Raw genomic sequence first — 27,000 nt, 5'->3', positions numbered from 1 at the left:
GAGACATGATTATGGGCGCTTTGAAACTCGTGAAAGCCACGCACCCTTTATTAAAAAAACACATTAAGCAAGTTGAGACATTCGACCAACAACTAAAGGACTATCTCGCTGATTTAGAAGACACTCTATATCAAGAGGGTGGTCAAGCTATCGCGGCACCACAAGTCGGTATCGATCAGCAAATTGCCATTGTTGATATGGGGCCAGATGGCTTACTGCAACTCATTAACCCAGACATTGTCGCAACGTCTGATGAAACACAAGAAGATGTGGAAGGTAGTATTAGTCAGCCTGATGTATTTGGTATCGTGGAAAGACCTCAAATGATTAAGGTGAAAAGTTTTGACGTTAATGGTAGGGAAGTTGAACTTAATGCATACGATGATATTGCGCGCATGATACTTCACGTATGTGACCACTTTAATGGTATTTTATTTACTGATAAAATGAAAAGAGAAATAACTGAAGAGGAATTGGAGGCGTTATTAGAAGATGAGTAAAATTGTATTTATGGGTACACCTGACTTTTCAACTGGTGTATTAGAAATGTTAATTCAAAACTACGACGTTACAGCAGTTGTGACGCAACCTGATCGTAAAGTAGGACGTAAACGCCAACTGACACCACCGCCTGTAAAAAAAGTTGCACTTGAACACGACATCGAAGTGCTACAACCTGAGAAACTTAATGGTTCAGAAGAACTGGAAACCTTATTGAATATGGATATTGATGTTATTGTAACGGCTGCATTTGGTCAGTTACTGCCAGAATCACTCCTAAATCATCCGAAATATGGTGCGATTAACGTGCACGCTTCTTTATTACCGAAATACCGCGGCGGTGCGCCGATCCATAAAGCGATTATTGAAGGCGAGGAATACTCAGGTATTTCCATCATGTACATGGCTAAAAAACTTGATGCTGGTGACATTATCGAACAAAAACGTGTCAAAATTGAAGATGACGATAACGTAGGTTCTTTACATGATAAATTAAGTGAAGTCGGTACGTCACTACTTGAACGTGTATTACCGAGCGTATTAGATGGCACAAATCCACGTACGCCTCAGGACGACTCAGAAGCAACTTTCGCTTCAAACATTAGCCGTGAAGATGAACACATCAACTGGCACAATGCAGCACAAGATGTCTATAACCAAATTCGAGGTTTATCACCATGGCCTGTAGGCTTTACGAAAATGGACGATAAAAATATGAAAGTGTTCGACGCTCAAATTGTCTCAGATAAACAAGGTGAACCAGGCCAAATCATCGAAACAACTAAGAAAGCCATTATCGTCGGTACAGGTTCAGATGACGCAATAGCGCTTAAAGAAATTCAACTTTCAGGTAAAAAACGTATGCCTGTAGCGAACTTCTTAAGTGGCGTTCAAGAAGACTTAGTTGGGAAGGAACTCGTATGACAACAGCGCGACAGCTCGCATATGACACGCTAGAGAAGATTGAAACAGAAGGTGCTTATAGTAATCTCATCATCAATGACGTCTTAAATGAGCATCATCTGAGTTCAAGTGACCGTGGCTTATATACGGAACTCGTATACGGTACGCTAGCACGTCGTTATGCACTCGATTATTTCCTGAAACCTCATGTGAATACGCGCATCAAACGTTGGGTGCGTCAGCTTCTTTGGATGAGTATTTACCAATATGTTTACTTAAATAAAATACCGAATCACGCGATTATAAATGAAGCGGTGGAAATCGCGAAAGCCCGTGGCGGTCGTCATCAAGGTAACGTCGTTAATGCGATTTTACGTAGTTTGATGAATCACGAGCTCGCCTCATTTGACGAGATTAAAGACCCTAAGAAGCGTATCAGCATTGAATACAGTATTCCGCTATGGATTATTGAACATTGGACGACGCATCATGGTCTAGATCAAACACGTGATATTGCGAAAGCGATGTTGCAGTCTGCACCACAAACCGTGCGTGTTAACGAAACGCGTATCACTCCTTCCGAAGCAAAAGCCCAGTTAGAAACTGAAGGCTATCAAGTAGAAACATGTGATGAACTGCCAGAATGTTTACATGTCTCAGGCAAACCGATTATGACGAGTGGGCTTTTCAAAGCAGGGAAAGTTTCCATTCAAGATAAAAGTTCGATGTTTGTCGCAAACGTACTACAACCTGAAACGGGGGACGCAATCCTTGATACATGTAGCGCTCCTGGTGGTAAAGCTTGCCACATTGGTGAAAAGCTCAATCAGACCGGTCACGTCTTAGCATCAGATGTTCACGCCCATAAAATGAAACTCATCGAACATAACGTTAAAAAACTTGGTCTTAAAAATATTGAAGCGATACAACATGATGCGACACAGCCATATAATCAGACCTTCGATAAAATTTTAGTTGATGCACCGTGTAGTGGCTTAGGTGTGATGCGTCATAAACCTGAGATTAAATATCGCGAAACAAAAGATAGCGTCCTAAGTTTAGTTGATATCCAGCTCGACATTTTAACCAACGCGTCTAAGCACCTGAAACCAGGCGGTACGCTCGTATACTCTACTTGTACGATTGAACAAATGGAAAATGAGAACGTGATTTATACATTTCTTAAACAAAATCCTGAATTTGAATTCTTACCATTTGAAGACTTTAAATCAGGTGAACCTGTGAAAACATTACAAATTCTGCCGCAAGACTTTAACTCAGATGGCTTTTTCATAACACGAATTAAACGAAAGGAGACCTAACATGATTACAGCTGAAAAGAAGAAGAAAAATAAATTTTTACCCGATTTCGAGAAACAATCGATTTATTCCATTCGATTTGATGAAATGAAGCAATGGCTTAAGGATCAAGGTCAACAAAGTTTCAGAGCGAAGCAAATATTTGAATGGCTTTATGAAAAGCGCGTGAATAGCTTTGAAGAAATGACGAACCTATCTAAAGATATGCGTCAATTATTAGAAGATAACTTTGTCATTACAACGCTTGAAACGGTTGTAAGACAAGAAAGTCGTGACGGCACAATTAAATTCTTATTTGAATTACAAGATGGCTATACGATTGAAACTGTATTGATGCGTCATCAATACGGGAATTCAGTTTGTGTTACAACGCAGGTAGGTTGTCGTATCGGTTGTACATTCTGTGCGTCAACGTTAGGCGGTTTAAAGCGTAACCTAGAAGCTGGCGAGATTGTGTCACAAGTTTTAACTGTTCAAAAGGCACTTGATGAAACGGATGAACGTGTATCACAAGTCGTGATTATGGGTATTGGTGAACCATTTGAAAACTATGATGAAATGATGGATTTCTTAAAAATTATCAACCACGATAATGGCTTAAATATTGGTGCGCGTCATATCACCGTATCTACATCTGGTATTATTCCTAGAATTTATGACTTTGCTGAAGAGTCATTACAAATTAACTTTGCGCTAAGTTTACATGGTGCTAACAATGAAATTCGTTCACGATTAATGCCGATCAACCGTGCGTACGATATCGATAAATTAATGGAAGCATTAGAATATTATCAAGAACAAACAAATCGTCGTATCACATTTGAATATGGTTTATTCGGTGGCGTTAACGACCAAGTTGAACACGCGCGTGAACTCGCTGCTTTAATTAAACATTTAAATTGCCACGTGAACTTAATTCCAGTTAACCACGTTCCTGAACGTAATTATGTCAAAACTTCGAAAGATGATATCTTTAAGTTCGAAAAAGAATTAAAAAGACTTGGAATTAATGCTACAATAAGACGTAACCAAGGTGAGGACATTGATGCCGCTTGTGGTCAATTAAGAGCAAAGGAACGAAAAGTAGAAACGAGGTAAGAGCCTATGTTAAACGCGCAATTTTTCACAGATACCGGATTTCAACGAGAGAAAAATGAAGATGCTGGTGGTATTTTTTACAACAAGACGAATCAACAACTTATAGCATTATGTGATGGCATGGGTGGTCATCAAGCAGGCGAAATTGCAAGTCAATTCGTGTGTGATGGATTACAAAAATATTTTGAAGAAGAAAATTTAATCGAAGAAGATCAAGCTGAAGATTGGTTAAAGCATACCTTGCAACGTATTAATCGTGAACTATACGATTACAGTAACCAAAATCCTGAATATAGAGGTATGGGCACCACTTGTGTCGTTGCACTGGTATTCGATAAACATGTCGTTGTCGCGAACGTCGGTGACTCAAGAGCATACTTAGTTAACGCGAGACGTATGGAACAAATCACGAATGACCATTCATTTGTGAATCATTTAGTGATGTTAGGCGAACTCACTGAAGAAGAAGCGTTAACGCATCCGAGACGTAATATCATTACCAAAGTTATGGGTACGGATAAACGTGTATCACCTGATGTGTTTATGAAACGTACGCACTTTTATGACTATCTCATGCTTAACACTGACGGACTAACAGACTATGTTGCATTGGATACGATCAAATCAATTCTGAATCAAGATGCCGCTCTTGAACAAACAGGCGAAGCTTTACTGATGCAGTCTCGCGAAGACGGCGCATGTGACAACGTCTCAATCGTACTCGCGCAAATTGAAGGTGATTCCGTATGATTGGGATGATTATAAACGAGCGCTACGAACTTATCGAGTATCTAGGTGGCGGCGGCATGAGTAACGTGTATGTCGCGATTGATAAGATCTTTAATCGCAAAGTTGCGGTCAAGATTATTAATATCCCACCTAATGAAAAGACCATTACAGTTAAACGTTTCGAACGTGAAGTTCAGAATACAACGCTTCTCGCGAATAAGAATGTCGTAAACGTGCTAGATGTAGATGAAGATGAGAACACTTTCTACCTCGTGATGGAATATATCGAAGGTCCTACTTTAGCGGACTATATCCGTACACGAGGTCCTTTATCTGTAGAAACAGCCATTCAATTTACGAAACAAATTATTAATGGCATCAAGCATGCCCATCACCATAAAATTATTCACCGTGATATCAAGCCGCATAATATTTTAATCGATGCGAATAAGACACTTAAAATCGTGGACTTTGGTATCGCAAAGGCCATGAGCGAAACGCAAATGACTGAGACGAACCATGTTGTAGGCACGGTACAATATATTTCACCTGAACAAGCAAAGGGTGAACCTGCTGACGAATGTGCAGATATTTATTCAATTGGTATCGTATTATATGAGATGTTAATGGCGGAACCGCCTTTTGTAGGGGAAACACCTGTCAGTGTCGCAATTAAACATATTCGTGAACAGATGCCTAATGCTACTGATAAGAGACGTAACGTGCCTCAAGCTTTAAGTAACGTTATTTTAAAAGCCACTGAGAAAGACGCACGTAAACGATATCAAAACGTGCAAGAAATGTATGATGACTTAGATACGGCTCTAGATGAATCAAGAAAGCATGAAGCGCCGTACATGATTACAGAAGATACGTCAGAAACAATTAAAATACCTAAAAACCAAATACATCAGAATCAAAATAATCATCAAAGCATCGACCAGACGGTAGAGATACCTATCGTTGAATCAAGTAAATCTAAGAGTGAACCTCGCGTTTATCCGAATACGTATAAAAAGAAGTCGAGACACAAAAAGTGGCTTTATGCGTTAATCTTTTTCTTGTTGCTTATTAGTTTAATTGGGTTTATTGCCATCGCAATGTTTGGTGATAAATACAGTGATGTGCCTAATATATTAGGTAAAACTGAGAAACAAGCTGAATCAATGCTTAAAAAGAAAAAGTTAAAAATCGGCAAAATTTCACGTGATTATAGTGATAAATATCAAGAAAATGAAGTTATGGCTGTGACACCTAACGTAGGTGAACGCGCTGAACAAGATGGTAAAGTCGATATCGTATTATCTAAAGGCCCTAAAACCGCGACGATGCCTAATTTAATCGGTAAATCGAAACAAGACGCTGAGCGCGATCTTAAGAATTTAGGCGTTAAAGGTATTAAATATGAACAAGCGTATACAAAGAACAACATACCTAAAGGGGCGATAGAGAACCAAAGCGTCCAAGCTGGTAGTACGATTCAAGTTAACAAAGCGCAAGTCGTTCTTACTGAATCTTTAGGTGTTGAACAGGTTTACGTCGATGATTATGAAGGAAAGCCATTCAAGACGGCTAAGAAAGAACTTGAAGCAAAAGGGCTTAAAGTTGTTGTTGAGAAACGCCGTAATGATAGCTCAGTTAAGAAAGATCATGTGATTAGCCATACACCAAAAGACCAAAATGTTAACGTTGGTCAAGAAATTAGATTTATTGTTTCAAGTGGTAAAGATGGTGAATCAGATGAAGAAGATACAACTGAAGATGATGAAGAAAATCTAGCAACGAAGCGTTATCATGAAACCTTCTCAATTCCGTACTCAGGTCGTAATAATAAATCACAAAAGGTAGAAGTGATCCTAAGAGATAAAAACAACGATGGTACGACCGCAAGTGAGACATTTACGATTAAGCGTAATAAAATGCATACCATTCGCATGGAAGTAGAAGAAGGTCAAACAGCAGGCTTTACAGTAAGAGTTGATGGTAAAGTCGATAAAGATAAAGATATTAGTTATGATAGTATTTAAACTTTCAGTATGATACGAGCACCTGTGCCGAAGTGGCGCGGGTGCTTTTTTCGCGTTTAAAGGTTAAAAGATTGTTGTGTATTAAATATAACTAATTTTTAATAAGTTCATAATTTTAATTTCTTTGAAAATGGTATTAATTTTAAATGAGGAAATTAAATACAAATCCCTTAACAGCATGCTTTCCTGTATAGCTCAACTCAAATTTTCAGTTTGTTAGTTAGACTTACAAAGTAGCATAGCTACTTTGTACCATGCTCAAGCCCCGGCTTGCATAGCTTGTTAATTTGCTACGCAAATTTCTATGCCGGGGCCCCGCCCTCTGAGTCAGCTGTTAAGGGAATTGAGTTAAATAAAGCCGATAATGTCTATTGTGTAACTTATGTTCTAACAATAATTTATCGGCAAAAATTTACTTTTTATCTTTATCTTGATCATTGTCTGTACTTTTTTCTTTTTTCTCTTCTATTTCTACGGAACAACAAGCTTGTTTTTTAGGTTTTAATTTAGAGATAGCTTTTTTAAATGTATTTTTTTCCACTTTAACACCTCCTTTAATAGATATTTAGCAACCATATAATGTATCACAACATTTTTCAGGATTAGTAGTTTCTTCGTTTAAATTAGAAAATACGAAAGCATCTTTATTTGGATTAAAGTGTGATTTTAAAATATGTTCAACGTATTGGCTTTTTCATTGAAACATAGCTATCATCTTAAGCAATCATATTAACAATTAATCCGGTAGCAATAGCTACCACTAAAATCGCGATTACAAACGATGTTACAAATTTTTTCTTAAACAGCTTAGACAACAATATAATTTCTGGGATACTTGCACCAGCGCCACCAATGATCAACGCGATAACTGTACCTAGCGACATACCCTTTGAAACGAGTGCTTCAGCTATAGGTAGCATTGTTTCAGGTCTAATATACATTGGGATTCCTACAATAGAGGCGATTATCACAGATATAATGTTATCTCCACTAGCATACTTAGTTATAAATGTTTCAGGTACAAAGCCATATATAAAGGCTCCTATCAAGACACCTATAAGTAAATAGGGAAGCATTGGATATAAGAACGACCACGCATCGTTTAATGCTTGTTTAACGCGTGAACCTGTTTTGTTAGCAAAAAATCCGTCGCCTTTAATATTGACGCCTTTATAGCTATCAACTAAGTTTAACTTTGAAAATATTAAACCTGTTAACATACTGAAAATAGCGAGTGTTATAAAGTATACTACAGCGACTTTCCAGCCTAATAAAACCCATATCATAAAAACCATCAAAGGATTCATTAATGGGGAGGCAATAAGGAAACTCATCGCAGGACCAAACGGTACTTTAGAATTTAATAATCCTGCAAGTATCGGGATTGTTGAACATGAGCAAAAAGGTGTCATAGCACCAAAAACCATACCTAATAAGTAATTAATTATTTGGTTAGGTTTGCTCAAAAGTTTTCTAATTTTTTCTTCTGATACCATTTGTTGAATTAGACTAACTATAAAACTCACAATTATAAATAGTGCTAATAATTCAAAGAATAATCCTAAAAATGTTTTCATGAATTCTATGATTGAATCCATCATAAGTATAATGCCTCCTTATATGATAAATCAACTTTTCTTGATGTATTAATCAAAAAAAGTTGATTAATATGTCATTAAAAAAGGATACTTATAGTATCTTGCAACAAGTATCCTCATTTAAAACTACCTGTATTTGTTGCTCGTTAATTTTATAATAGTTCCACGTGCCATGCTTTTCAGCAATTATAATATTTGCATCTACTAACTTTTTTAAGTGGTACGAAAGTTTTGATTGTTTAAGATCTAGTATTTCTTCTAGATCACATACGCATAAAGACTTTGCGTCACTTTGACGAATAGAATGCAAGATTTTAAGTCGAATTTTATCAGCTAATGCATTAAATACTTGTACGTATAAGTCTAATTGTTCTTCCTCGTTTTTATAAGTATTGGACTTGATAACTTCCATCGAGGTCACCTCTCTACTGCGTAGTTATTCTATCTAAAAATAGGATTGAATAGTAAATCGTTATATCAACTTTTCTTGATGTATTAACTATATACAAGAATAATAGTTTTTGCAAGTTACTTAATCTAGGTTAAGTGAAAATAAGTGAATACCCCTAACAACATTATTCTTACTTTAGTATTTATTCACTATTTAAACTCGTTATCTTTAAAGGGCTTTTCAAAAGGGGGCGAAAAGACGCACTAATCCGCCATGGTTCTATAAAAAATCGTTGTGAGCATCAATTTATTATTACAGATTTAAACTCTATGTTACGATTAGGATGAAATGTTTGTAGATTCGATACTTGTGTTAAGATTAAATTTATTAAAAACGGGTATACAATTAGAAATGAAAAATGGGGGAATCAAAGTGGCAAAGAAACTACCTAAGGTTAAAGGCCTAGATAACACAGTAGACATTATTAAAGGCGGGTATACATACGTACCTGGCAAATTAGAAGAATTTGATTCTAAAGCATTTGAAGTACGCGCATTAGGCGGTAAGAAAATTGCTGTTATGAGCGGTAAAGAAGCGGCAGAAATTTTCTATGATAATGAAAAAATGGAAAGACAAGGTACTTTACCAAAACGTATCGTAAACACTTTATTTGGTAAAGGTGCAATTCATACAACTGCTGGTAAGAAGCACGTTGACCGTAAAGCTTTATTTATGTCACTTATGACAGATGAAAATCTTAACTACTTACGTGAATTAACACGTAATTATTGGTTCATGAATACTGAACGTATGCAAAGCATGGATAAAGTTAACGTATATAACGAATCAATTTATATGTTAACTAAAATCGGCTTCCGTTGGGCTGGTATCATCCAAACGCCTGAAGAAGCAGAACAAAATGCGAAAGACATGGATACTATGATTAACTCATTCGTATCTTTAGGTTCAGCTTACAAAGGTTATAAGAAAGCTAAAAAAGCACGTAAACGTGTTGAAGATTTCTTAGAAAAACAAATTATCGATGTGCGTAAAGGTAAATTACACCCTGAAGAAGGTACTGCGTTATACGAATTCGCGCATTGGGAAGATTTAAACGATAACCCAATGGATTCTCACTTATGTGCAGTAGACTTAATGAACGTTGTGCGCCCATTAGCTGCAATCAACCGTTTCATCAGCTATGGTGTTAAAGTATTAATCGAATTCGATCAAGAAAAAGAAAAATTACGTCTTGAAAATAATGAAGACTATGCGTATAAATTCGCTCAAGAAGTACGTCGTATCTTCCCATTCGTACCATACTTACCAGGTAGAGCAGCTGTTGATTTAGAATATGACGGCTACAAAATCCCTGCAGGTATGATGACAGCATTAGATGTTTATGGTACGACACATGATGAAGATTTATGGGAAAACCCAGACCAATTCAATCCTAACCGTTTTGATAACTGGGACGGTAGCCCATTCGACTTAATTCCACAAGGTGGCGGTGACTTCTATACGAACCACAGATGTGCTGGTGAGTGGATCACAGTTATCATTATGGAAGAAACAATGAAATATTTCGCGAATAAGATTGAATTTGATGTACCGTCTCAAGATTTATCAGTTAAGCTTGATAAATTACCAGGTAACGTAACAAGCGGTACAATCATTAGTAATGTGCGTCCACGTGTTGCGCGTAAATAATTTCATACTTGAAAATGAGCGTATATAACTTAAAAAAGGCTGAGGCATGGTGAGATGTCTCAGTCTTAATTTATTTTGCTCAAGGATTTGTGGGGCTTCCGGAAAATAAGTACACTTGCTTTATCAACTTTAGTAGAAAAGGTCGTAGCGATATAATTCCCGTTGTTCATTGGGACGACGTTATTTCGAAAGGGCTTTTCAAGTGGGAAAAAAAGTAGTTTGATAGCGACTTAAAGAGATAAGTATTGCAAAGCCTTGGCGCATATTAGCGTTACAATTATCAAGCGCTTTGATATAATAATGACAAAGTTAGGTGAGAGAGGTGGCAATTTGAAGACAGGCCGAATTATTAAATCCATTAGTGGTGTGTACCGTGTCGAATCTGAAGGCGCGCTATATGACACGAAGCCACGTGGGATATTTAGAAAGAAGAAATCTTCACCTATAGTTGGAGATATGGTTGATTTCGAAGAGGAGAACGCGGGTGAAGGGATTATTCATCATATCCATCCTAGGAAGAACGCGTTAAAGCGACCACCAGTTAGTAATATTGATCATCTCGTGATTGTGATGAGTGCTGTGGAACCTGAGTTCTCGACACAACTCCTCGACCGCTTTCTTGTTATCGCGCATTCCTATGGGCTTGACCCTGTGATTCTTGTGACGAAGAAAGATATTGCGTCGGAAGCGGCTATCACTCAAATTACAGATTACTTAAATATATATGAAGCAATAGGGTACCAAACGATGTTCGTGGGAGCACATGATGACATTCAACACGTTTTCGCTTCCTTTGGAAAGGGCCTTGCAGTTCTCAGTGGGCAATCTGGTGTAGGTAAAACGACGTTAATGAATCACTACGCACCAACATTAAACCTTGAAACGAATGAAATTTCTAAGTCTTTAAATCGTGGTCGCCATACAACACGCCACGTGGAGTTATATGAAACGGAAAGTGGTTACGTTGCGGATACACCAGGCTTTAGTGCGTTAGATTTTGATCACATTGAAGCAAAAGCACTGAAGGATTACTTCATTGATTTAAAGGCATCGAGCGCATCGTGTAAGTTTCGTGATTGCTTACATATTAATGAGCCGAAATGTAACGTTAAAGCGGAACTTGAAGCAGGTCATATCGCCCAGTTTCGCTATGATCATTATATGACGTTGCTCAAGGAATTACAGAATAGAAAGGAAAGATATTAACATGACACAAATTTTGCCATCATTACTTGCATGCGACTTTTTAAATTTGAACCAAGAACTTACACGACTCGAAGAAGCAGGTGTTGATGCGCTTCATTTTGATGTCATGGATGGTCAATTTGTACCTAATATCTCGATTGGCTTACCAATTCTCGAGGCTGTGCGTAAAGGAACGTCTTTACCAATCGACGTTCATTTGATGATCGAACAACCGGAAACTTATATTGAGGCTTTTAAGGAAGCAGGCGCAGATATGATTTCCGTGCATGTTGAGGCTACCAATCATATTCACCGTGCGATTCAGCTCATTCATGATTACGGCATTAAAGCAGGTGTTGTCTTGAATCCCGGTACGCCGATTGAATCGATTAAACACGTTCTAGACGCGGTCGACTATGTGTTAATCATGTCCGTAAATCCTGGCTTTGGTGGCCAAGCGTTTATTCCTTCAATGGTTGGTAAAATTCGAGAATTAAATGATTATAAAACGTTACATCAACTTGACTTTGATATCGAGGTTGATGGCGGCATTAACGATGAAACGGCGAAAGCTTGTATTTCAAATGGTGCGACCATGCTTGTAGCTGGTTCGTATTTCTTTAAACACGCACAATATCGTGAGGCAGTTCAATTACTGAAGGGTGAGTAATATGCATATCAATTTACTTTGTGGATTAAGACATTTACCTAATCACTTCTTTGAAAAGCACAGTCAGGAAACGTTTGCTGGGGTAGATCGTGGTGCGTTTGAATTAACGAAACGTGGTATAGAACCTTTATTTATGATTGGTGACTTCGACTCTGTTACGGATGATGAGCGCCAGGAACTGATTGAAACTTATGGCATTGAACCTTTAAAACCTGAAAAAGATGATACAGATTTAGCGTTAGCTGTAGATGAAGCAGTTAAAAGAGGGTATAAACATATAAATGTGTATGGTGCAACAGGAGGTCGACTTGATCACTTTATGGGTGCCTTACAAATCCTTGAAAAGCCTTATTACATCAATGTAGGTATTCACATCCGTTTAATTGATAGTCAGAATGAGATTCAGCTTATTAATGAAGGAAAACATCAAATTGAGCGTTTAGATGCATATCCGTATGTATCATTTATTCCTTTAAGACCAAACGCTGTGATTTCATTAGAAGGTTTTAAGTACGGTTTGAATCACGAAGTACTTGAAGAAGGTTCAACGTTGACGATTTCAAATGAGGTTGAAGATGACGTAGGGTATATCACAGTTGAGCGCGGTATGTTTCTACAAATGCGAAGTTCTGATAAGCCGAGTTAGGCTAAGCGTTTTTAAGAGGCTCGTAATAGAACGTTCGCTTCTAGACTTAAAAAAGGGCATAAAAAAAGGCCTTCCACATAAAGGCCTTTTGAATGTGCATTATATTTATTAAACTCTAGTAACTTTACCAGATTTTAAAGCACGTGCTGAAACCCAAACTTTTTTAGGTTTACCGTCAACTAGGATTCTAACTTTTTGTAAGTTAGCGTTCCATCTACGTTTAGTTGAGTTTAAAGCGTGTGAACGATTATTACCAGTCGAAGCTTTACGACCTGTTACATAACATTGCTTGCCCATAAAAGTACCTCCTTTAATAAATATAAATACACATGACTACTACATACCAAAATAATGTAACACAGTAATGGGTAAAAAGCAATAAAAAATGAAAAAACCTTACTTTTTGAAATCGCTTTTATAGTGAATTTCTGATATAATTTTAAGTTGTGAGAATAATTAATATTTCATAAGAACTATAATATTATTGTGGAATATCATTTGATTTTAGATACGTATTTATGTTACATCATTAAATAAGCTGATTAGGAGGCTTAAAATATGACTTTAGAAATTACAAATGAATTTGGCAGTATTGATATCTCTAATGAAGTTATCGCGTCACTAGTCGGTGGTACTGCTGTTGAAAGTTACGGCATAGTAGGTATGGCCTCAAGACATCAAGTAAGAGACGGACTCCAAGAAATTTTAGGTCAGGAAAATTATTCTAAAGGTATCGTTATTAAAGAAAAAGATGGCGTATTAGATGTTGATATGTATATTATCGTAAGTTATGGCGTGAAAATTTCAGAAGTAGCGAACAATGTGCAATCAACTGTTAAGTATATTTTGGAAAAGACATTGAAATTAAAAGTGAACAACGTAAATATTTTCGTTAAAGGTGTTCACATCAACAATGATGGGAATGAAATGTAGGAGGACATTGTAATGGTTAGCAAAATTGATGGTAAATTGTTTGCCGAAATGATTACCCAAGGTGCACAAAATTTATCAAATAATGCAGATATGGTAGATGCATTAAATGTATATCCAGTGCCTGACGGTGATACGGGTACAAATATGAATTTATCGATGACTTCAGGTCGTGATGAAGTTCAAGAAAACCCAGCAACTCATATTGGCCAATTAGGAAAGACTTTTTCTAAAGGGTTATTAATGGGTGCAAGAGGAAACTCAGGTGTTATATTATCACAATTATTTAGAGGCTTTTCAAAGCAGCTTGAGCAACACCAAGATATTGATGCGAAACAATTCGCTAAATGTTTTGAAGCGGGTGTTAAAACTGCGTACAAAGCTGTTATGAAACCTGTAGAAGGTACAATCTTAACTGTTGCGAAATGTGCCAGTGAAGCTGCCGTTAAAGCGAGTGAAGAATCAGATGATTGTTTATATGTTATGGAAAAAGTCATCGCAGAAGCTGAACGTGCGTTAGAAAATACACCGAACCAACTACCTGTTTTAAAAGAAGTAGGCGTTGTCGATAGTGGTGGTAAAGGTTTAACGCTTGTATACGAAGGTTTCTTGAAAGCAATGAAAGGTGAAACGATCGAAGCGAAAGCAACGAAAGTTGATACTGAGAAATTTATTAATGATGAACATGATTTCCATGGTGTGATTAATACTGAAGATATCGAATTTGGTTACTGTACTGAAATGATGGTTCGCTTTGAAAAGGGTAAAAAGCCTTTCGATGAAGATGCTTTCCGTGAAGATATGGCACAATTCGGTGATTCATTACTTGTCATTAATGATGATGAAATCGTTAAAGTTCATGTACATTCAGAACATCCTGGCCAAGTATTTAACTTTGGTCAAGAATACGGTGAGCTTATTAAAGTTAAAGCTGAAAATATGCGTGAACAACACCGTGAAGTTCTACGTAAAGAACAAAATAAACCTCAAGCTGAAGACAATCAAGAGGTAGAAACGGCGATTATTACCATTTCAATGGGTGAAGGTATTACGAAGCTTTTCAAATCAATGGGCGTGACACATGTTATTAATGGTGGTCAAACGATGAACCCTTCTACTGAAGACATCGTTAAAGTCATTGAAGAAGCGAAATGTAAGCATGCGATTATCTTACCAAACAATAAAAATATTATGATGTCGAGTGAACAAGCTGCACAAGTCGTTGATGCTGAAGCGGTAGTTGTGCCATCTCGTTCAATCCCTCAAGGTATTACAGCAATGTTCTCTTATGATCCAAGTATGGATATTAGTGAGAACAAAGAAACGATGACTGAAGCGTTATCAACTGTAACGTCAGCTTCAATTACAACCGCTGTAAGAGATACTAAAATCGATGGCGTTGAAGTGAATGAAAATGACTACATCGGTTTAGTAGAAGATAAAATCGTGACAAGTGATCAAGATTTACAACAAGCTTTAAAAGCGTTAGTTGATCATATTGTGACTGAAGATAGCGAAATTTTAACTTTATTTACGGGCCAAGAAAGTAAATCTGAGACGACAGATTGGCTTGTTGAGTATGTAGAATCAACTTATGAGGACGTAGAAGTCGAAGTACATAATGGTGATCAACCTATTTACGATTATTTATTCGCAGTAGAATAAGGTGATTTTTACAGAAGAGAAGCTTGTTGCGATAAGTGAATATAGATGCGTCAAGTAAATATGTGATGAATACGAAGAGGTATGCGGTATCTTAGCACGACTAAGGTACTACATACCTCTTTTTGTATCTAGAATTATATAGAGATAGGGACTTACAAAGTAGCATAGCTACTTTGTACCTTAGTGTATGCCAGGGTCCCGCCCTCTGAGTCAGCTGTTTAGAAATTGTATGACATAAGTCTATAATCTTTTTAAGTGTTACCTATATAAAGTTATCTAGGTTTATATTATTTTGAACATCATAGATATGATTAAGTTGAGTTTTATACTAATAATTATTGGTTTGCTTTTCAGGTGTAAACGCTTAGAGATATAAAGTCTTTTCACATGAATTTGCTTTGAGTGGGAATAGCATATATACACCATTTTTGTACTAACTTTACTTTTTGAAAAGTATCAATAATCAAACTTTTTAGACAATTTAAGTTTATAGTTCTCTTAGATATTGATATAATAAATTAAATTAAGTGCTAAAGGATTCGTTATTTAAGGGGGAGCATTTATGAAATTCAAAAGTGTCTTTGACATTATCGGTCCTACAATGGTTGGACCGTCGTCATCACATACTGCAGGTGCTGTACGTATTGGACTTGTAGCTCGTGATTTATTTGGTAAGATGCCAGAGCAAGTCGATATTTATTTATATGGGTCTTTTATGGAAACATACAAAGGTCATGGTACGGATGTTGCTTTAATAGGGGGATTACTAGGCTTTGACACCGACGATGACCGCATTGAACATTGTTTTGAAATCGCGCAAGAAAAAGGTATGAAATATACATTCATTGAAATGTCAGAAGAACGTGATCACCCGAATACAGCGGTTATTAATATGCGCGATGGTGAGAAGGAAATTTCAGTTGAGGGTGTTTCAATTGGTGGCGGTAAGATTGAAATTGTCGCTATCAATGGCTTCAAACTCAATATTAGTGGTAACTATCCGACATTACTTGTATTTCACCAAGATACATTTGGCACAATTGGCCGTGTAGCGAACATCATTGGTAATCATGAAATAAATGTTGGAAGTATGCAAGTTGCACGTAAGGATAAAGGAGACCAAGCGTTAATGACGTGTGAACTTGATGAGGATATCAGCGCGGACATTATTGAAGAAATCAAAGCCGTAAACGGCGTTGTTACGGTATCACTAATGGGCGAATAAGCATTTATGAGGGGGATTGTATGTTTAAAAGTGTTAGAGAACTCATTGCGAAATGTAATGATGAAGATAAAAAGATTTACGAAGTAATGTTAGAACAAGAGATGGAAGTCACAGGACTTTCACTCGATGACATTTATAGTCAAATGTCACATAACCTTAAGACGATGGAGAAGGCGGTTGCCGATGGTATTGAAGGTGTAACATCTAAGACAGGTTTAACTGGCGGTGATGCGGTACTGCTTCAGAAATATTTAGATGAAGGTAAATCGTTATCTGGCGATTTAATGCTAGATGCGATTAGTAAGGCAATGGCGACGAACGAAGTTAACGCAGCAATGGGTAAAATTTGTGCTACACCAACGGCAGGATCAGCAGGCGTTGTGCCAGGTGTGTTATTTTCAATTAAGCATAAGCTCGATTTAAATGATAAGGACATGCTACACTTTTTACTTACGTCAGGTGCGTTCGGCTTCGTAGTAGCGAACAATGCATCGATATCAGGTGCAGCAGGTGGTTGTCAGGCTGAAGTAGGTTCGGCAGCTGCGATGGCTGCGGCGGCAACGGTTGAAGCAGCAGGAGGTACGCCTGAACAATCGGCTCAAGCCTTTGCAATTTGTTTAAAGAATATGCTAGGTTTAGTATGTGATCCAGTAGCTGGCTTAGTTGAGGTGCCTTGTGTGAAAAGAAATGCAGCAGGGGCTTCGAACGCAATTGTTTCTGCAGATATGGCACTTGCAGGTGTCACATCAAGAATTCCAACTGATGAAGTTATTGACGCGATGTACAAAATCGGTCAAACGATGCCATCTGCTCTCCGTGAAACAGGTCGCGGCGGCTTAGCTGGTACGAAGACAGGACAACGATTAAAACAAGAAATATTTGGTGATTAATTATGGCAAAAGTCAATCTTATAGATAATACATTTTCATTAGAAGAAGTTAAAGGAATAGGTGCTAAACGACTACAAGTATTAAGTGAACTCAATATTCACTCAGTTCAAGATTTAGTCCTACACCTTCCTACACGTTATGAAGATAATACTGTGATTGACTTAAATTTAGCCAATGATCAAGATACAGTAACAGTAAGAGGGGAAGTTTATGCGACTCCTACTGTTGCTTTTTTTGGTAGAAATAAATCTAAGCTTACCGTTCATGTGATGATTGATAATATCGCAGTTAAATGTGTCTACTTTAACCAACCTTATTTGAAAAAGAAGATCAACCTTCATGATGTCGTGACTATCAAGGGTAAATGGCAACGTCATAAGCAAGAAATAACAGGTACTAAGATGTTCTTTGACGCGCAAGATGGTGAAACGTTAACGCCGATATATCGTATCAAAGAAGGCATTAAGCAGAAGAATATGCGCGATATGATTCGAAATGTCATAAATAACGTGACAATTCATGAATGGTTACCCGAGGACCTCCGTGAAAAGTACAAACTTGAAACTTTGAGCGATAGTTTATATCAACTTCATTATGCGACAGATAAAAAGTCAGTTTTAAAGGCTAGACGTACATATGCATTTACAGAATTATTTATGTTTGAGCTTCGCATGCAATGGTTGAACCGTTTGGAAAAGGAAAGTGAAGAAGCGGTTGAAGTTCAATATGACTTAGCTGAAGTAAAAGCGTTTATCGAAAGTTTGCCTTTTGAATTAACTGATGGTCAAAAAATTAGCGTGAATGAAATTTTCCGTGATTTAAAAGCGCCAATCCGTATGCACCGTCTCTTACAAGGGGATGTCGGTTCTGGTAAGACGGTAGTTGCAGCGATATGTATGTATGCGCTTAAAACTGCAGGGTATCAATCGGCTTTAATGGTGCCGACTGAAATACTTGCTGAACAACATGCAGAAAGTTTACATGACCTATTTCAAGGTAAGATGAACATCGGTTTGTTAACGGGTTCTGTTAAAGGTAAAAAGCGTGAAATGTTATTAGAGCAATTAGAAAATGGTACGATTGATTGCTTAGTAGGTACGCATGCGCTTATACAAGATGATGTTATCTTTAAAGATGTAGGTCTTGTGATTACGGATGAGCAACATCGTTTCGGCGTAACACAACGTCAAAAACTTCGTGAAAAGGGTGCCCTATCGAATGTGCTTTTCATGACGGCAACGCCAATTCCAAGAACACTCGCAATTTCGGTGTTTGGTGAGATGGATGTGTCGTCGATAAAAAGTATGCCAAAGGGGCGTAAACCGATTATCACGACTTGGGAGAAGCATGAGGCCTTTGAGCAGGTGCTTCAGGATTTAAGGCAGGAGCTCGATAAAGGGCGTCAGGCTTATGTGATTTGCCCATTGATTGAGAGTTCTGAGCATTTGGATGAGGTTCAAAATGCCGTTGATTTATATGAGCAGTTGGATCAATATTACGCGAATTATAATGTCGGGTTGCTGCATGGTAAGTTGACTGCTGATGAAAAGGACCAGATGATGTATGATTTCAGTAATCATGATATCGATATCCTTGTGTCAACTACGGTTGTAGAAGTCGGCGTCAATGTGCCGAATGCGACGTTCATGATTATTTACGACGCTGATCGTTTTGGTTTATCTACGTTACATCAGCTTCGTGGACGTGTCGGACGTAGCGACCACCAAAGTTATTGCGTGCTCCTTGCGTCGCCTAAAACCGAAACGGGTATCGAGCGCATGGAAATTATGACACAAACTACTGACGGCTTCGAACTGAGCGAGCGTGACTTAGAAATGCGCGGTCCTGGTGACTTCTTCGGAGTTAAACAAAGCGGTCTGCCCGATTTCTTAGTGGCAAACATCGTTGAAGACTATCGCATGCTAGAAGTAGCGCGAGACGAGGCAAGCGAGCTTATTCACTCAGGACGTTTCTTCGAGCCTGAGTTCGAAGTCCTCCGTAATTTCATAGAAGAACATTTGCTTAATAAAAGCTTTGATTAAGAGAAGTTGTCGACGGTTACCGGTGCCAACTTTTTCCTTTTTTGAAAAGGACATTAGAGCAGTAATGGTTGATGGAGAGGTGACGAGAGCCGTTTTGCGATAGAAAATAAAAATAATCGGAAATTTTCGATCCCGAAAATTTTCCTTATTACAAAGATTTTAGAAACAATGTAACAAGGAAGCCATATTACAAAGACTGAAGCAAACTATGTAACAAGGAAGCCATATTACAAAGACTGAAGCAAACTATGTAACAAGGGCGCCATGTTACAAAGACTGAAGTGAACAATGTAATAAGGAAGCTATGTTACAAAGACTGAAGTGAACAATGTAACAAGGGCGCCATGTTACAAAGACAGAAGTAAACAATGTAACAAGGTCGCCATGTTACAAAGATTGAAGTAAACAATGTAACAAGGAAGCCATATTACAAAGACAGAAGTAAACAATGTAACAAGGGGCGATTCCCGTTATGCGAAAGTAAAATAAAACAATCGCATAAGGGCGCCGTTACACGAAAGAAAAATAAAACAATCGCATAAGGTCGCCGTTACGCGAAAGAAAAATAAAACAATCGCATAAGGTCGCCGTTACGCGAAAGAAAATAAAAACAATCGCATAACGGCTAAATATCTATATTTAAGTTTTAAAAGTCCTTTTCACAAAGAAAGGGGCAACAAATCTAAATCAAATAAGTAATCAAAATAGGTATTTGATTACATACGCTGATAATCAATATCGACTGTAATCGCAATTGACCCACTACAAATAACTCTCACACCTTAAACAATTTTCGAAAGTATAAAGAAAGTTTTTGAACTGCCGTATTTCTTTAGAGTTTCAACGAAGCTTTCGACTTCTTTCATATTTCTGAAGATAGCTTTAAATAAGTAGCAGCTTGGACCAGACACTCGATAACAAAATTTTACATTTTCTTGTGATTGAATAAAGTCGTTGAAGTACGAGGACTTTGCAGGCGAAGTCGTGATATCAACTAATATTTCGATTTCATAGCCCAAAGTAGCATAGTCAATGTCAATCGTGTACTTTTGAATCATGCCTAAATCGAGCATTTTATTGATTCTATCGCGAACAGACGGTGTTGATAAATTAACCTCATTGCTTATTTGACGTAGTGAAGTTCGACTATCATGATGCAGTATTTTTAAGATTTTCTCATTTGTATGGTCCATATTCATATCTCCTAACAATTCATAAGTTATTGAGTTCAATAACTAACAAAACTTATGTTTCATTAAATTCCTATTTCTTATTATATAGGTAGTCTTTTAGAAAAAGGAGTTTTAATGATGAAAGAATTTTATGTCGTGATCTTTATTATTTTAACTGTGTTAGCAGCTCTATTACTACTTTTAAATCAAGTCTTGAATCAACCGCTTATATTCATTATCGCAATTACGATTTTTATTATTGCAGTCGTATCTCAATTCGTCTATCTAATTAAAACTTACGATTCCAAGTAAGTGTGTTGCACCGGTAGAAACATACGATTTCAAATAAGCGCATTCTACCGTTACAATGAATATATAATAATTTTATAATAACCATTTTAAAAATATAAAAGGTGGACATTAAATGATGACTACATTAGATAAATTGTTTAAAGCGCTTGAAGATCGTGAACACATGATGATTGATATACGCAGACACCTGCATGAACATCCTGAATTGTCTTTTGAAGAGGAGGAAACGGGCGCGTATATAAAGGACTTTTACAAGGGGAAAGATGTGACAATGACACACCCTGTTGAAGGGCAACACGCCTTAATTGTCGATATCGAAGGCGGCAAACCAGGTAAAACGATCGCCTTACGTGTTGACTTCGACGCACTACCGATTCAAGAGGAAACGGATTTACCGTTTAAATCTAAGAACGACGGCGTTATGCATGCTTGCGGACATGACGTGCATACGGCTAACCTGATGGCGCTCGCGGATGCCTTAATCGAAATCAAGGATGAGCTACCTGGTACGATTCGCATCGTGCACCAACATGCTGAAGAAGTTGTTCCAGGCGGCGCTAAAAGTGTGATGGCGTCTAAGGCGCTTGATAACGTTGATGAAATTTATGGTATCCACGTAGCACCTAATGCGCCACCAGGAGTTGTCGCTTATACGAAAGGCTATGCGTTTGCAGGTTCCTCGGTCTTCACGTTAAAACTTCAAGGCCGTGGCGGACACGCAGCAACACCACACCGCGCCAACGATGCCTTAATGGCAGGAACGAAATTCGTCGACCGTGCGCAAACGATTGTGTCACGACACATTGACCCGAAAGCGTCAGGCGTTGTAACAATCGGTTCATTCCACGCTCCAGGCGGTTTTAACGCAATTCAGAACGAAGTGACAATCAAAGGGACAATTCGATATCTCAAAGACGAGCTTGGGCAATCCATGTACGAACAACTTCAACAAATCGTTAAAGGTATTGAAGATAGCTACGGCGTAGAAGCTAAACTCGACTTTCAATTCGGTTATCCGGTGCTCTACAACCATCCCGATGAAACAGAAAGCGTCGTTCAAACGCTTAAGCAAAGCCAAGGCAACTACATCAAGCAAGTATTCGAAGTTCCGCCATTAATGGGCGCTGAAGATTTCGCTTATTACGTGAAAGACATTCCTGGCACATTCTTTATCGTCGGCTGCATGCCAGAAGGCGTCACAGATCCGTACGGCAATCACCATCCTAAGTTCGAAGTCAACGAAGCTTGTATGCTTGTTGCATCTAAATCATTAGGCGAAATCGCCCTCAACCGACTCACTCAAACTTAATACCTTCCTATCTCACGAGATTAAGAGATGTTCGCATCTTTTAATCTCTTTTCCTTATGTAAAGCCCTCTAAGATCAACCACGCATTAACTATTTCCAAGCCATCGTCAACAATGGAGCAGTAAATAAATGAAAATTGTTGAGTACATGTTTTAGATAATGTTATGATATGTAAGGAAGTCATTAAGACTTGGTACTAAAAGTGACAGGGGATATACTTATGGCTAAACTATCTAAAGACGAAAGGCGTCAAAAAATTATTGAAATCATAGAAGATAATCCCTTTATAACAGATATAGAACTATGTGAATTATTTTCTGTAAGTATTCAAACCATTAGACTTGATCGTAATCAACTTCAAATTCCTGAAGTTCGTAAACGCGTATCTCTCGTTGCAAAAGATAGTTACGACGAAATTCGATCAATTGAAGCACACGATATTATTGGTGACGTATTCAAAGTAGAACCCAATCACCAAGCAGAATCTAGGATGACCATCAAAGCACAACACGTCTTTGAACGTAATCAAATCGCACGAGGTCACGTTATTTTTGCACAAGCAAATTCATTGTGTGTAGCTTTAATACATAAAGATTCGGTATTAACGCATGAAAGTAAAGTAACCTTTCATAAACCGGTCTACTTGAACGAAAGCGTTCATGCTATAGCAAAAGTAAACCGAGTCACACCTAAGTATTTTGAAATATCCGTAAACTCCTATGTGAAAGATAAGCATGTATTCAGCGGAGAATTTAAGATGTATTACATAAGTGAGGATGAATAAAATGGTAACAATTGCAGTAGATATGATGGGTGGCGACAATGCACCAGATGTAGTTATAGATGGTGTTAAACAAGCTGTCAATGAATTCAAAGATATTCACATCATTCTGTTTGGTGATGAACATAGATATAACTTCAAACATGAACGTGTTACATTTAGACATTGCACTGAGCGCATTACAATGGAAGATGAGCCCGTTCGCGCTATAAAGAAGAAAAAAGATAGCTCAATGGTACGTATGGCAGACGCGGTTAGAAGCGGTGAAGCAGATGCTTGTATTTCAGCAGGGAATACGGGCGCGTTAATGTCTGCAGGCTTATTTATTGTAGGTCGTATCAAAGGTATTTCACGACCAGCGCTTGTTGTTACGCTACCTTCAGTTAGCGGAAAAGGCTTTGTATTTCTAGACGTTGGTGCCAATGCTGACACGAAACCGGAGCATTTATTACAGTATGCACAACTTGGAAATATTTATGCCCAAAAAATTCGAAATATTAAACAACCTGATGTAGCATTATTAAATATAGGGACAGAACCTAAGAAAGGTAACGCCCTTACACGAGAAGCCTATAATTTAATGAATCAACAAAATGATTTCAAATTCTATGGCAATATCGAAGCGAAAGAACTTATGGAAGATGAAGCAGATGTGATTGTAACTGACGGTTATACAGGGAACATGATTCTTAAAAATCTTGAAGGTTCGTCAAAATCAGTCGGTAAAATCATCAAGCAATCACTTTTAAAAAGTGTCAAAAACAAGCTTGCTGCTTTAGTGCTTAAAAAAGATATTTCTAACATTGGTAAACAACTTGATTATACTGAATATGGTGGTTCAGTATTATTAGGTTTAAATGGTATTGTCGTTAAAGCACACGGAAGTTCGAACGCTAAAGCTATTTTCTCAGCAATTAGACAAGCTAAAGTTGCATCAGAACAAGAAATTGTTAAAACAATGAAAGAAACGGTGGGAGCATAATATGGGTAAAACAGCTATCATTTTTCCAGGCCAAGGTGCACAAAAGGTTGGCATGGCAGAAGATTTATATAACAAAAATGAAGCAGCAACAGAAATCTTAAATATCGCGCAAGATAGTATGGATTTTGATTTACTTGAAACAATGTTTACAGACAGTGATGAAAAGCTCGGTGAGACAGAAAACACGCAACCTGCTTTACTGACACACAGCATTGCTTTATATCGTGCTTTAGAAAACCTTGATGCTGACTATACAATGGGTCATAGCTTAGGCGAGTACTCAAGTTTAGTCGCTAGTGGCGTACTTAAGTTCGAAGATGCTGTCCGTATCGTGCGTAAACGTGGTGAACTGATGGCTAAGGCTTTTCCTACAGGGGTAGGTAGCATGGCTGCAGTACTTGGTTTATCTGTTGAAAAGGTAACTGAAATCTGTCACCAACTTTCAAACGACGACGTTAAAGTGGAACCAGCTAACATTAATGCACCTGGTCAAGTCGTTGTGTCAGGTCATAAAGAAGCTATCGATACACTTGTTCAAAAAGGTAAAGAACTTGGTGCGAAACGCGTTATGCCATTAAAAGTTTCTGGACCTTTTCATTCTTCAATGATGCAAGTTATTGAAGATGACTTTAAAGCTTTCATCCAAATCTTTGATTGGAACGACGCAAATATGCCAGTTGTTCAAAACGTCAATGCACAAGGTGAACAAGAAGCTTCTATAATTGAAGCTAATATGGTAGAACAACTTTACTCTCCTGTTCAGTTTATTAAATCAACTGAATGGTTAATCGACCAAGGTGTCGATCACTTTATTGAAATTGGTCCAGGTAAAGTATTATCTGGTTTAATTAAAAAAATCAATCGTGATGTTAAATTAACATCAATTCAAACGCTAGAAGATGTAAAGGAGTGGAATGAAAATGAGTAAAACAGCATTAGTTACAGGTGCTTCAAGAGGTATCGGTCGCAGTATCGCATTACAATTAGCTGAAGAAGGTTACAATGTTGTAGTTAACTACGCAGGTAACAAAGAGAAAGCAGACGCTGTTGTTGAAGAAATTAAACAAAAAGGTGTCGACAGCTTCGCAATTCAAGCTAACGTTGCAGTTGGCGACGAAGTTAAAGCAATGATTAAAGAGGTTGTATCTGAATTTGGTTCTGTAGACGTATTAGTAAACAACGCAGGTATTACTAGAGACAACTTATTAATGCGTATGAAAGAACACGAATGGGATGACGTTGTAAACACTAACTTAAAAGGTGTCTTCAATTGCATTCAAAAGGTTACACCTCAAATGTTAAAGCAACGTAGCGGTAGCATTATTAACCTTTCAAGCGTTGTTGGCGCAGTTGGTAATCCTGGTCAAATTAACTACGTTGCGACTAAATCAGGCGTATTAGGTATGACTAAGACGGCTGCGAGAGAATTAGCTTCAAGAGGTATTACTGTAAATGCTGTAGCACCAGGTTTCATCGTTTCTGATATGACAGACGCGTTAAGCGACGACGTTAAAGAGAAGATGAAAGCTCAAATTCCATTAGCGCGTTTCGGTGAAGATACAGATATCGCAAACACAGTTGCTTTCTTAGCTTCTGATAAAGCGAATTACATCACTGGTCAAACAATCCACGTAAACGGCGGCATGCACATGGAATAAGCGCCTTTAACATATGAAGCAGGTTCTACGCCTTAATCTTTGATTTATGATAGGGCGCACCCTCCTTCTTGAAAAGGCCTTTTCAAAAGAGAAATCAATTTAAGTCTTGTTTGAAAACTTGTATTTATTCCATTTAAATGGCAAAATATAAAAGTCCGCATATTTACGCATTAAAAGGAGGTGAACCAACATGGAAAACTTCGATAAAGTAAAAGAAATCATCGTTGATCGCTTAGGTGTTGATGCAGACAAAGTTACTGAAGATGCATCATTCAAAGACGACTTAGGTGCTGATTCACTTGATATTGCTGAATTAGTTATGGAATTAGAAGACGAATTTGGTACTGAAATTCCTGACGAAGAAGCAGAAAAAATTAACACAGTAGGCGATGCTGTTAAATACATCAACAGCCTTGAAAAATAATTTGTTATTTATCTGAGTCGGGTAGCTACCAGGCTCAGATTTTTCTTTAGTTTTCGTGACTTTTCACGTAAACTTTGTATAGGGAATTTTATATTGGGAGGATTATTTTTGGCACATTCAAAATACAATGATATGATTCAAGAATTTAAGCATCGTTTTGATGAAAAGATGCAAGAACTTGAACTATCATATAATGATATCAACATTTACCAACAAGCTTTTTCACATTCAAGCTTTGTAAATGATTTCAATTTAGAACGCTTAAGTCACAACGAACGTTTAGAATTTTTAGGCGATGCGGTATTAGAATTGACGGTTTCACGTTACTTATATGATAAGTACTCTGATTTACCCGAGGGTAACTTAACGAAAATGCGTGCATCAATTGTATGTGAACCATCACTTGTAATATTTGCGAACAAATTTGATTTAAATCAGTTAATCTTACTTGGAAAAGGTGAAGAAAAAACAGGCGGTCGTACACGCCCGTCACTCGTTTCAGATGCCTTTGAAGCGTTTGTAGGCGCGTTGTATCTCGATCAAGGTCTTGAAACAGTACGAACGTTCTCAGAGAAAATTATATTCCCGATTGTTGAAACTGAAGAACTTGTCGGAGTTATAGATTTCAAAACACGCTTCCAAGAATTTATGCATACGAAATCTAAAGGTGACGTCACATATCGTTTAGCTAAAGAAGAAGGTCCAGCGCACCATCGCTTCTTTACATCAGAAGTATTGTTAAACGGTGAAGCCATTGCGGTTGGAAGTGGTCGTACGAAAAAAGAATCAGAACAAAAAGCTGCTGAAAAAGCATATCGTCAAATGAAATAGTT

Annotated in this window: 28 protein-coding genes; 23 read left to right on the top strand and 5 right to left on the bottom strand. The window is 37.7% G+C overall.

Features of this window, described 5'->3' with window-relative positions; translation table 11 throughout:
• Nucleotides 1-11: 11 nt before the first annotated feature.
• From def to pknB, 6 genes are read left to right on the top strand one after another with little or no spacing between them, the layout of a single operon-like run.
• Nucleotides 12-500, top strand: a complete 489-nt coding sequence (gene def / locus ACF3N8_RS09720; protein WP_238101778.1) for a peptide deformylase — start codon at nucleotides 12-14, stop codon at nucleotides 498-500.
• On the top strand, nucleotides 493-1,425 hold the full coding sequence (fmt, locus tag ACF3N8_RS09715) for a methionyl-tRNA formyltransferase (protein ID WP_009381655.1): 933 nt from the start codon (nucleotides 493-495) through the stop codon (nucleotides 1,423-1,425). Before def ends, fmt begins: the two co-directional genes overlap by 8 nt.
• Nucleotides 1,422-2,726: a 16S rRNA (cytosine(967)-C(5))-methyltransferase RsmB gene (gene rsmB / locus ACF3N8_RS09710; protein ID WP_238100729.1), complete on the top strand. Its 1,305-nt coding sequence runs from the start codon at nucleotides 1,422-1,424 to the stop codon at nucleotides 2,724-2,726. The genes fmt and rsmB overlap by 4 nt, the downstream gene beginning before the upstream one ends.
• 1 nt (nucleotide 2,727) lies before the next feature.
• The gene (rlmN, locus tag ACF3N8_RS09705) at nucleotides 2,728-3,822 is read left to right on the top strand and encodes a 23S rRNA (adenine(2503)-C(2))-methyltransferase RlmN (protein WP_009381659.1); all 1,095 of its coding nucleotides are present in this window, start codon (nucleotides 2,728-2,730) and stop codon (nucleotides 3,820-3,822) included.
• Nucleotides 3,823-3,828: 6 nt separating this feature from the next.
• Entirely contained in the window at nucleotides 3,829-4,572 is a 744-nt protein-coding gene (locus ACF3N8_RS09700) for a Stp1/IreP family PP2C-type Ser/Thr phosphatase (protein ID WP_238093604.1), read from the top strand.
• Nucleotides 4,569-6,578 carry a Stk1 family PASTA domain-containing Ser/Thr kinase gene (gene pknB / locus ACF3N8_RS09695; protein WP_392449861.1) on the top strand — a complete coding sequence of 670 codons (2,010 nt, stop codon included), beginning with the start codon at nucleotides 4,569-4,571 and terminating at the stop codon, nucleotides 6,576-6,578. The genes ACF3N8_RS09700 and pknB overlap by 4 nt, the downstream gene beginning before the upstream one ends.
• A gap of 412 nt (nucleotides 6,579-6,990) precedes the next feature.
• Here pknB and ACF3N8_RS09690 read toward each other — a convergent pair whose 3' ends face one another.
• From ACF3N8_RS09690 to ACF3N8_RS09680, 3 genes are all read right to left on the bottom strand, one after another.
• Nucleotides 6,991-7,119 carry a hypothetical protein gene (locus tag ACF3N8_RS09690; protein WP_017176576.1) on the bottom strand — a complete coding sequence of 43 codons (129 nt, stop codon included), beginning with the start codon at nucleotides 7,117-7,119 and terminating at the stop codon, nucleotides 6,991-6,993.
• Nucleotides 7,120-7,294: 175 nt separating this feature from the next.
• Entirely contained in the window at nucleotides 7,295-8,179 is an 885-nt protein-coding gene (locus tag ACF3N8_RS09685; RefSeq protein ID WP_009381665.1) for a permease, read from the bottom strand.
• Between the two features lie 88 nt (nucleotides 8,180-8,267).
• On the bottom strand, nucleotides 8,268-8,588 hold the full coding sequence (locus ACF3N8_RS09680) for a helix-turn-helix transcriptional regulator (protein WP_009381666.1): 321 nt from the start codon (nucleotides 8,586-8,588) through the stop codon (nucleotides 8,268-8,270).
• Between the two features lie 411 nt (nucleotides 8,589-8,999).
• On the opposite strand from ACF3N8_RS09680, the gene ACF3N8_RS09675 reads away from it, so the two are divergent.
• The 4 genes from ACF3N8_RS09675 (at nucleotide 9,000) to ACF3N8_RS09660 (ending at nucleotide 12,778) form a co-directional block, all read left to right on the top strand.
• On the top strand, nucleotides 9,000-10,277 hold the full coding sequence (locus tag ACF3N8_RS09675; RefSeq protein WP_039990689.1) for a cytochrome P450: 1,278 nt from the start codon (nucleotides 9,000-9,002) through the stop codon (nucleotides 10,275-10,277).
• Between the two features lie 330 nt (nucleotides 10,278-10,607).
• Nucleotides 10,608-11,483 (top strand): ribosome small subunit-dependent GTPase A, encoded by an 876-nt coding sequence (rsgA, locus tag ACF3N8_RS09670; RefSeq protein WP_392449860.1) that lies wholly within the window; start codon nucleotides 10,608-10,610, stop codon nucleotides 11,481-11,483.
• A gap of 1 nt (nucleotide 11,484) precedes the next feature.
• Entirely contained in the window at nucleotides 11,485-12,132 is a 648-nt protein-coding gene (gene rpe, locus ACF3N8_RS09665; protein WP_009381669.1) for a ribulose-phosphate 3-epimerase, read from the top strand.
• A 1-nt stretch (nucleotide 12,133) separates the two neighbouring features.
• Nucleotides 12,134-12,778: a thiamine diphosphokinase gene (locus ACF3N8_RS09660; protein WP_009381670.1), complete on the top strand. Its 645-nt coding sequence runs from the start codon at nucleotides 12,134-12,136 to the stop codon at nucleotides 12,776-12,778.
• 108 nt (nucleotides 12,779-12,886) lie between these two features.
• Here the strand turns inward: ACF3N8_RS09660 and rpmB are convergent, their stop codons facing one another.
• Entirely contained in the window at nucleotides 12,887-13,075 is a 189-nt protein-coding gene (gene rpmB / locus ACF3N8_RS09655) for a 50S ribosomal protein L28 (protein ID WP_002510948.1), read from the bottom strand.
• Nucleotides 13,076-13,336: 261 nt separating this feature from the next.
• On the opposite strand from rpmB, the gene ACF3N8_RS09650 reads away from it, so the two are divergent.
• The 5 genes from ACF3N8_RS09650 to recG all read left to right on the top strand — a co-directional run bounded on the left by ACF3N8_RS09650 (nucleotide 13,337) and on the right by recG (nucleotide 19,530).
• Nucleotides 13,337-13,711, top strand: coding sequence for an Asp23/Gls24 family envelope stress response protein (locus ACF3N8_RS09650; protein WP_009381673.1), 375 nt, complete (start codon nucleotides 13,337-13,339; stop codon nucleotides 13,709-13,711).
• A 12-nt stretch (nucleotides 13,712-13,723) separates the two neighbouring features.
• A complete protein-coding gene (fakA, locus tag ACF3N8_RS09645) occupies nucleotides 13,724-15,373 on the top strand; it encodes a fatty acid kinase catalytic subunit FakA (protein ID WP_238093599.1) in 1,650 nt (549 codons plus the stop codon).
• 562 nt (nucleotides 15,374-15,935) lie between these two features.
• Nucleotides 15,936-16,598 carry an L-serine ammonia-lyase, iron-sulfur-dependent subunit beta gene (gene sdaAB / locus ACF3N8_RS09640; protein ID WP_009381675.1) on the top strand — a complete coding sequence of 221 codons (663 nt, stop codon included), beginning with the start codon at nucleotides 15,936-15,938 and terminating at the stop codon, nucleotides 16,596-16,598.
• Nucleotides 16,599-16,618: 20 nt separating this feature from the next.
• Entirely contained in the window at nucleotides 16,619-17,488 is an 870-nt protein-coding gene (gene sdaAA, locus ACF3N8_RS09635) for an L-serine ammonia-lyase, iron-sulfur-dependent, subunit alpha (protein WP_009381677.1), read from the top strand.
• A gap of 2 nt (nucleotides 17,489-17,490) precedes the next feature.
• Nucleotides 17,491-19,530 (top strand): ATP-dependent DNA helicase RecG, encoded by a 2,040-nt coding sequence (recG, locus tag ACF3N8_RS09630; protein WP_238093595.1) that lies wholly within the window; start codon nucleotides 17,491-17,493, stop codon nucleotides 19,528-19,530.
• 782 nt (nucleotides 19,531-20,312) lie between these two features.
• Here the strand turns inward: recG and ACF3N8_RS09625 are convergent.
• Complete coding sequence (locus ACF3N8_RS09625; RefSeq protein ID WP_009381681.1) at nucleotides 20,313-20,723, bottom strand: Lrp/AsnC family transcriptional regulator; 411 nt, start codon at nucleotides 20,721-20,723, stop codon at nucleotides 20,313-20,315.
• 117 nt (nucleotides 20,724-20,840) lie between these two features.
• On the opposite strand from ACF3N8_RS09625, the gene ACF3N8_RS09620 reads away from it, so the two are divergent.
• The 8 genes from ACF3N8_RS09620 (at nucleotide 20,841) to rnc (ending at nucleotide 26,998) form a co-directional block, all read left to right on the top strand.
• Complete coding sequence (locus ACF3N8_RS09620; protein ID WP_017176572.1) at nucleotides 20,841-21,014, top strand: hypothetical protein; 174 nt, start codon at nucleotides 20,841-20,843, stop codon at nucleotides 21,012-21,014.
• 112 nt (nucleotides 21,015-21,126) lie between these two features.
• The gene (locus ACF3N8_RS09615; protein ID WP_392449859.1) at nucleotides 21,127-22,323 is read left to right on the top strand and encodes an amidohydrolase; all 1,197 of its coding nucleotides are present in this window, start codon (nucleotides 21,127-21,129) and stop codon (nucleotides 22,321-22,323) included.
• A gap of 219 nt (nucleotides 22,324-22,542) precedes the next feature.
• Nucleotides 22,543-23,106, top strand: a complete 564-nt coding sequence (gene fapR / locus ACF3N8_RS09610) for a transcription factor FapR (RefSeq protein WP_238093593.1) — start codon at nucleotides 22,543-22,545, stop codon at nucleotides 23,104-23,106.
• 1 nt (nucleotide 23,107) lies between these two features.
• Nucleotides 23,108-24,085 carry a phosphate acyltransferase PlsX gene (gene plsX / locus ACF3N8_RS09605; protein WP_009381685.1) on the top strand — a complete coding sequence of 326 codons (978 nt, stop codon included), beginning with the start codon at nucleotides 23,108-23,110 and terminating at the stop codon, nucleotides 24,083-24,085.
• Between the two features lies 1 nt (nucleotide 24,086).
• Nucleotides 24,087-25,013 (top strand): ACP S-malonyltransferase, encoded by a 927-nt coding sequence (gene fabD, locus ACF3N8_RS09600; RefSeq protein WP_238093589.1) that lies wholly within the window; start codon nucleotides 24,087-24,089, stop codon nucleotides 25,011-25,013.
• Nucleotides 25,006-25,743, top strand: a complete 738-nt coding sequence (gene fabG / locus ACF3N8_RS09595; RefSeq protein WP_017176570.1) for a 3-oxoacyl-[acyl-carrier-protein] reductase — start codon at nucleotides 25,006-25,008, stop codon at nucleotides 25,741-25,743. The genes fabD and fabG overlap by 8 nt, the downstream gene beginning before the upstream one ends.
• 190 nt (nucleotides 25,744-25,933) lie before the next feature.
• Nucleotides 25,934-26,167, top strand: a complete 234-nt coding sequence (locus ACF3N8_RS09590) for an acyl carrier protein (protein ID WP_009381688.1) — start codon at nucleotides 25,934-25,936, stop codon at nucleotides 26,165-26,167.
• A 132-nt stretch (nucleotides 26,168-26,299) separates the two neighbouring features.
• A complete protein-coding gene (gene rnc / locus ACF3N8_RS09585) occupies nucleotides 26,300-26,998 on the top strand; it encodes a ribonuclease III (protein WP_392450444.1) in 699 nt (232 codons plus the stop codon).
• Nucleotides 26,999-27,000 lie beyond the last annotated feature (2 nt).

It is taken from the genome of Staphylococcus massiliensis, assembly GCF_043186315.1.
GTDB lineage: Bacteria > Bacillota > Bacilli > Staphylococcales > Staphylococcaceae > Staphylococcus > Staphylococcus massiliensis.
This window is presented reverse-complemented; position numbering and strand designations above follow the sequence as displayed.

What these genes read in the sequence shown, in the direction of transcription:
- sdaAB (WP_009381675.1), top strand. Translation starts at nt 15,936, where the DNA reads ATGAAATTCAAAAGTGTCTTTGACATTATCGGTCCTACAATGGTTGGA.
- ACF3N8_RS09700 (WP_238093604.1), top strand. Translation starts at nt 3,829, where the DNA reads ATGTTAAACGCGCAATTTTTCACAGATACCGGATTTCAACGAGAGAAA.
- plsX (WP_009381685.1), top strand. Translation starts at nt 23,108, where the DNA reads ATGGTAACAATTGCAGTAGATATGATGGGTGGCGACAATGCACCAGAT.
- fabG (WP_017176570.1), top strand. Translation starts at nt 25,006, where the DNA reads ATGAGTAAAACAGCATTAGTTACAGGTGCTTCAAGAGGTATCGGTCGC.
- fapR (WP_238093593.1), top strand. Translation starts at nt 22,543, where the DNA reads ATGGCTAAACTATCTAAAGACGAAAGGCGTCAAAAAATTATTGAAATC.
- ACF3N8_RS09685 (WP_009381665.1), bottom strand. Translation starts at nt 8,179, where the DNA reads ATGATGGATTCAATCATAGAATTCATGAAAACATTTTTAGGATTATTC.
- sdaAA (WP_009381677.1), top strand. Translation starts at nt 16,619, where the DNA reads ATGTTTAAAAGTGTTAGAGAACTCATTGCGAAATGTAATGATGAAGAT.
- fakA (WP_238093599.1), top strand. Translation starts at nt 13,724, where the DNA reads ATGGTTAGCAAAATTGATGGTAAATTGTTTGCCGAAATGATTACCCAA.
- ACF3N8_RS09620 (WP_017176572.1), top strand. Translation starts at nt 20,841, where the DNA reads ATGAAAGAATTTTATGTCGTGATCTTTATTATTTTAACTGTGTTAGCA.
- fmt (WP_009381655.1), top strand. Translation starts at nt 493, where the DNA reads ATGAGTAAAATTGTATTTATGGGTACACCTGACTTTTCAACTGGTGTA.
- ACF3N8_RS09590 (WP_009381688.1), top strand. Translation starts at nt 25,934, where the DNA reads ATGGAAAACTTCGATAAAGTAAAAGAAATCATCGTTGATCGCTTAGGT.
- rpmB (WP_002510948.1), bottom strand. Translation starts at nt 13,075, where the DNA reads ATGGGCAAGCAATGTTATGTAACAGGTCGTAAAGCTTCGACTGGTAAT.
- ACF3N8_RS09625 (WP_009381681.1), bottom strand. Translation starts at nt 20,723, where the DNA reads ATGGACCATACAAATGAGAAAATCTTAAAAATACTGCATCATGATAGT.
- rlmN (WP_009381659.1), top strand. Translation starts at nt 2,728, where the DNA reads ATGATTACAGCTGAAAAGAAGAAGAAAAATAAATTTTTACCCGATTTC.
- rnc (WP_392450444.1), top strand. Translation starts at nt 26,300, where the DNA reads ATGATTCAAGAATTTAAGCATCGTTTTGATGAAAAGATGCAAGAACTT.
- pknB (WP_392449861.1), top strand. Translation starts at nt 4,569, where the DNA reads ATGATTGGGATGATTATAAACGAGCGCTACGAACTTATCGAGTATCTA.
- ACF3N8_RS09660 (WP_009381670.1), top strand. Translation starts at nt 12,134, where the DNA reads ATGCATATCAATTTACTTTGTGGATTAAGACATTTACCTAATCACTTC.
- def (WP_238101778.1), top strand. Translation starts at nt 12, where the DNA reads ATGGGCGCTTTGAAACTCGTGAAAGCCACGCACCCTTTATTAAAAAAA.
- recG (WP_238093595.1), top strand. Translation starts at nt 17,491, where the DNA reads ATGGCAAAAGTCAATCTTATAGATAATACATTTTCATTAGAAGAAGTT.
- ACF3N8_RS09680 (WP_009381666.1), bottom strand. Translation starts at nt 8,588, where the DNA reads ATGGAAGTTATCAAGTCCAATACTTATAAAAACGAGGAAGAACAATTA.
- ACF3N8_RS09650 (WP_009381673.1), top strand. Translation starts at nt 13,337, where the DNA reads ATGACTTTAGAAATTACAAATGAATTTGGCAGTATTGATATCTCTAAT.
- ACF3N8_RS09615 (WP_392449859.1), top strand. Translation starts at nt 21,127, where the DNA reads ATGATGACTACATTAGATAAATTGTTTAAAGCGCTTGAAGATCGTGAA.
- rpe (WP_009381669.1), top strand. Translation starts at nt 11,485, where the DNA reads ATGACACAAATTTTGCCATCATTACTTGCATGCGACTTTTTAAATTTG.
- rsmB (WP_238100729.1), top strand. Translation starts at nt 1,422, where the DNA reads ATGACAACAGCGCGACAGCTCGCATATGACACGCTAGAGAAGATTGAA.
- fabD (WP_238093589.1), top strand. Translation starts at nt 24,087, where the DNA reads ATGGGTAAAACAGCTATCATTTTTCCAGGCCAAGGTGCACAAAAGGTT.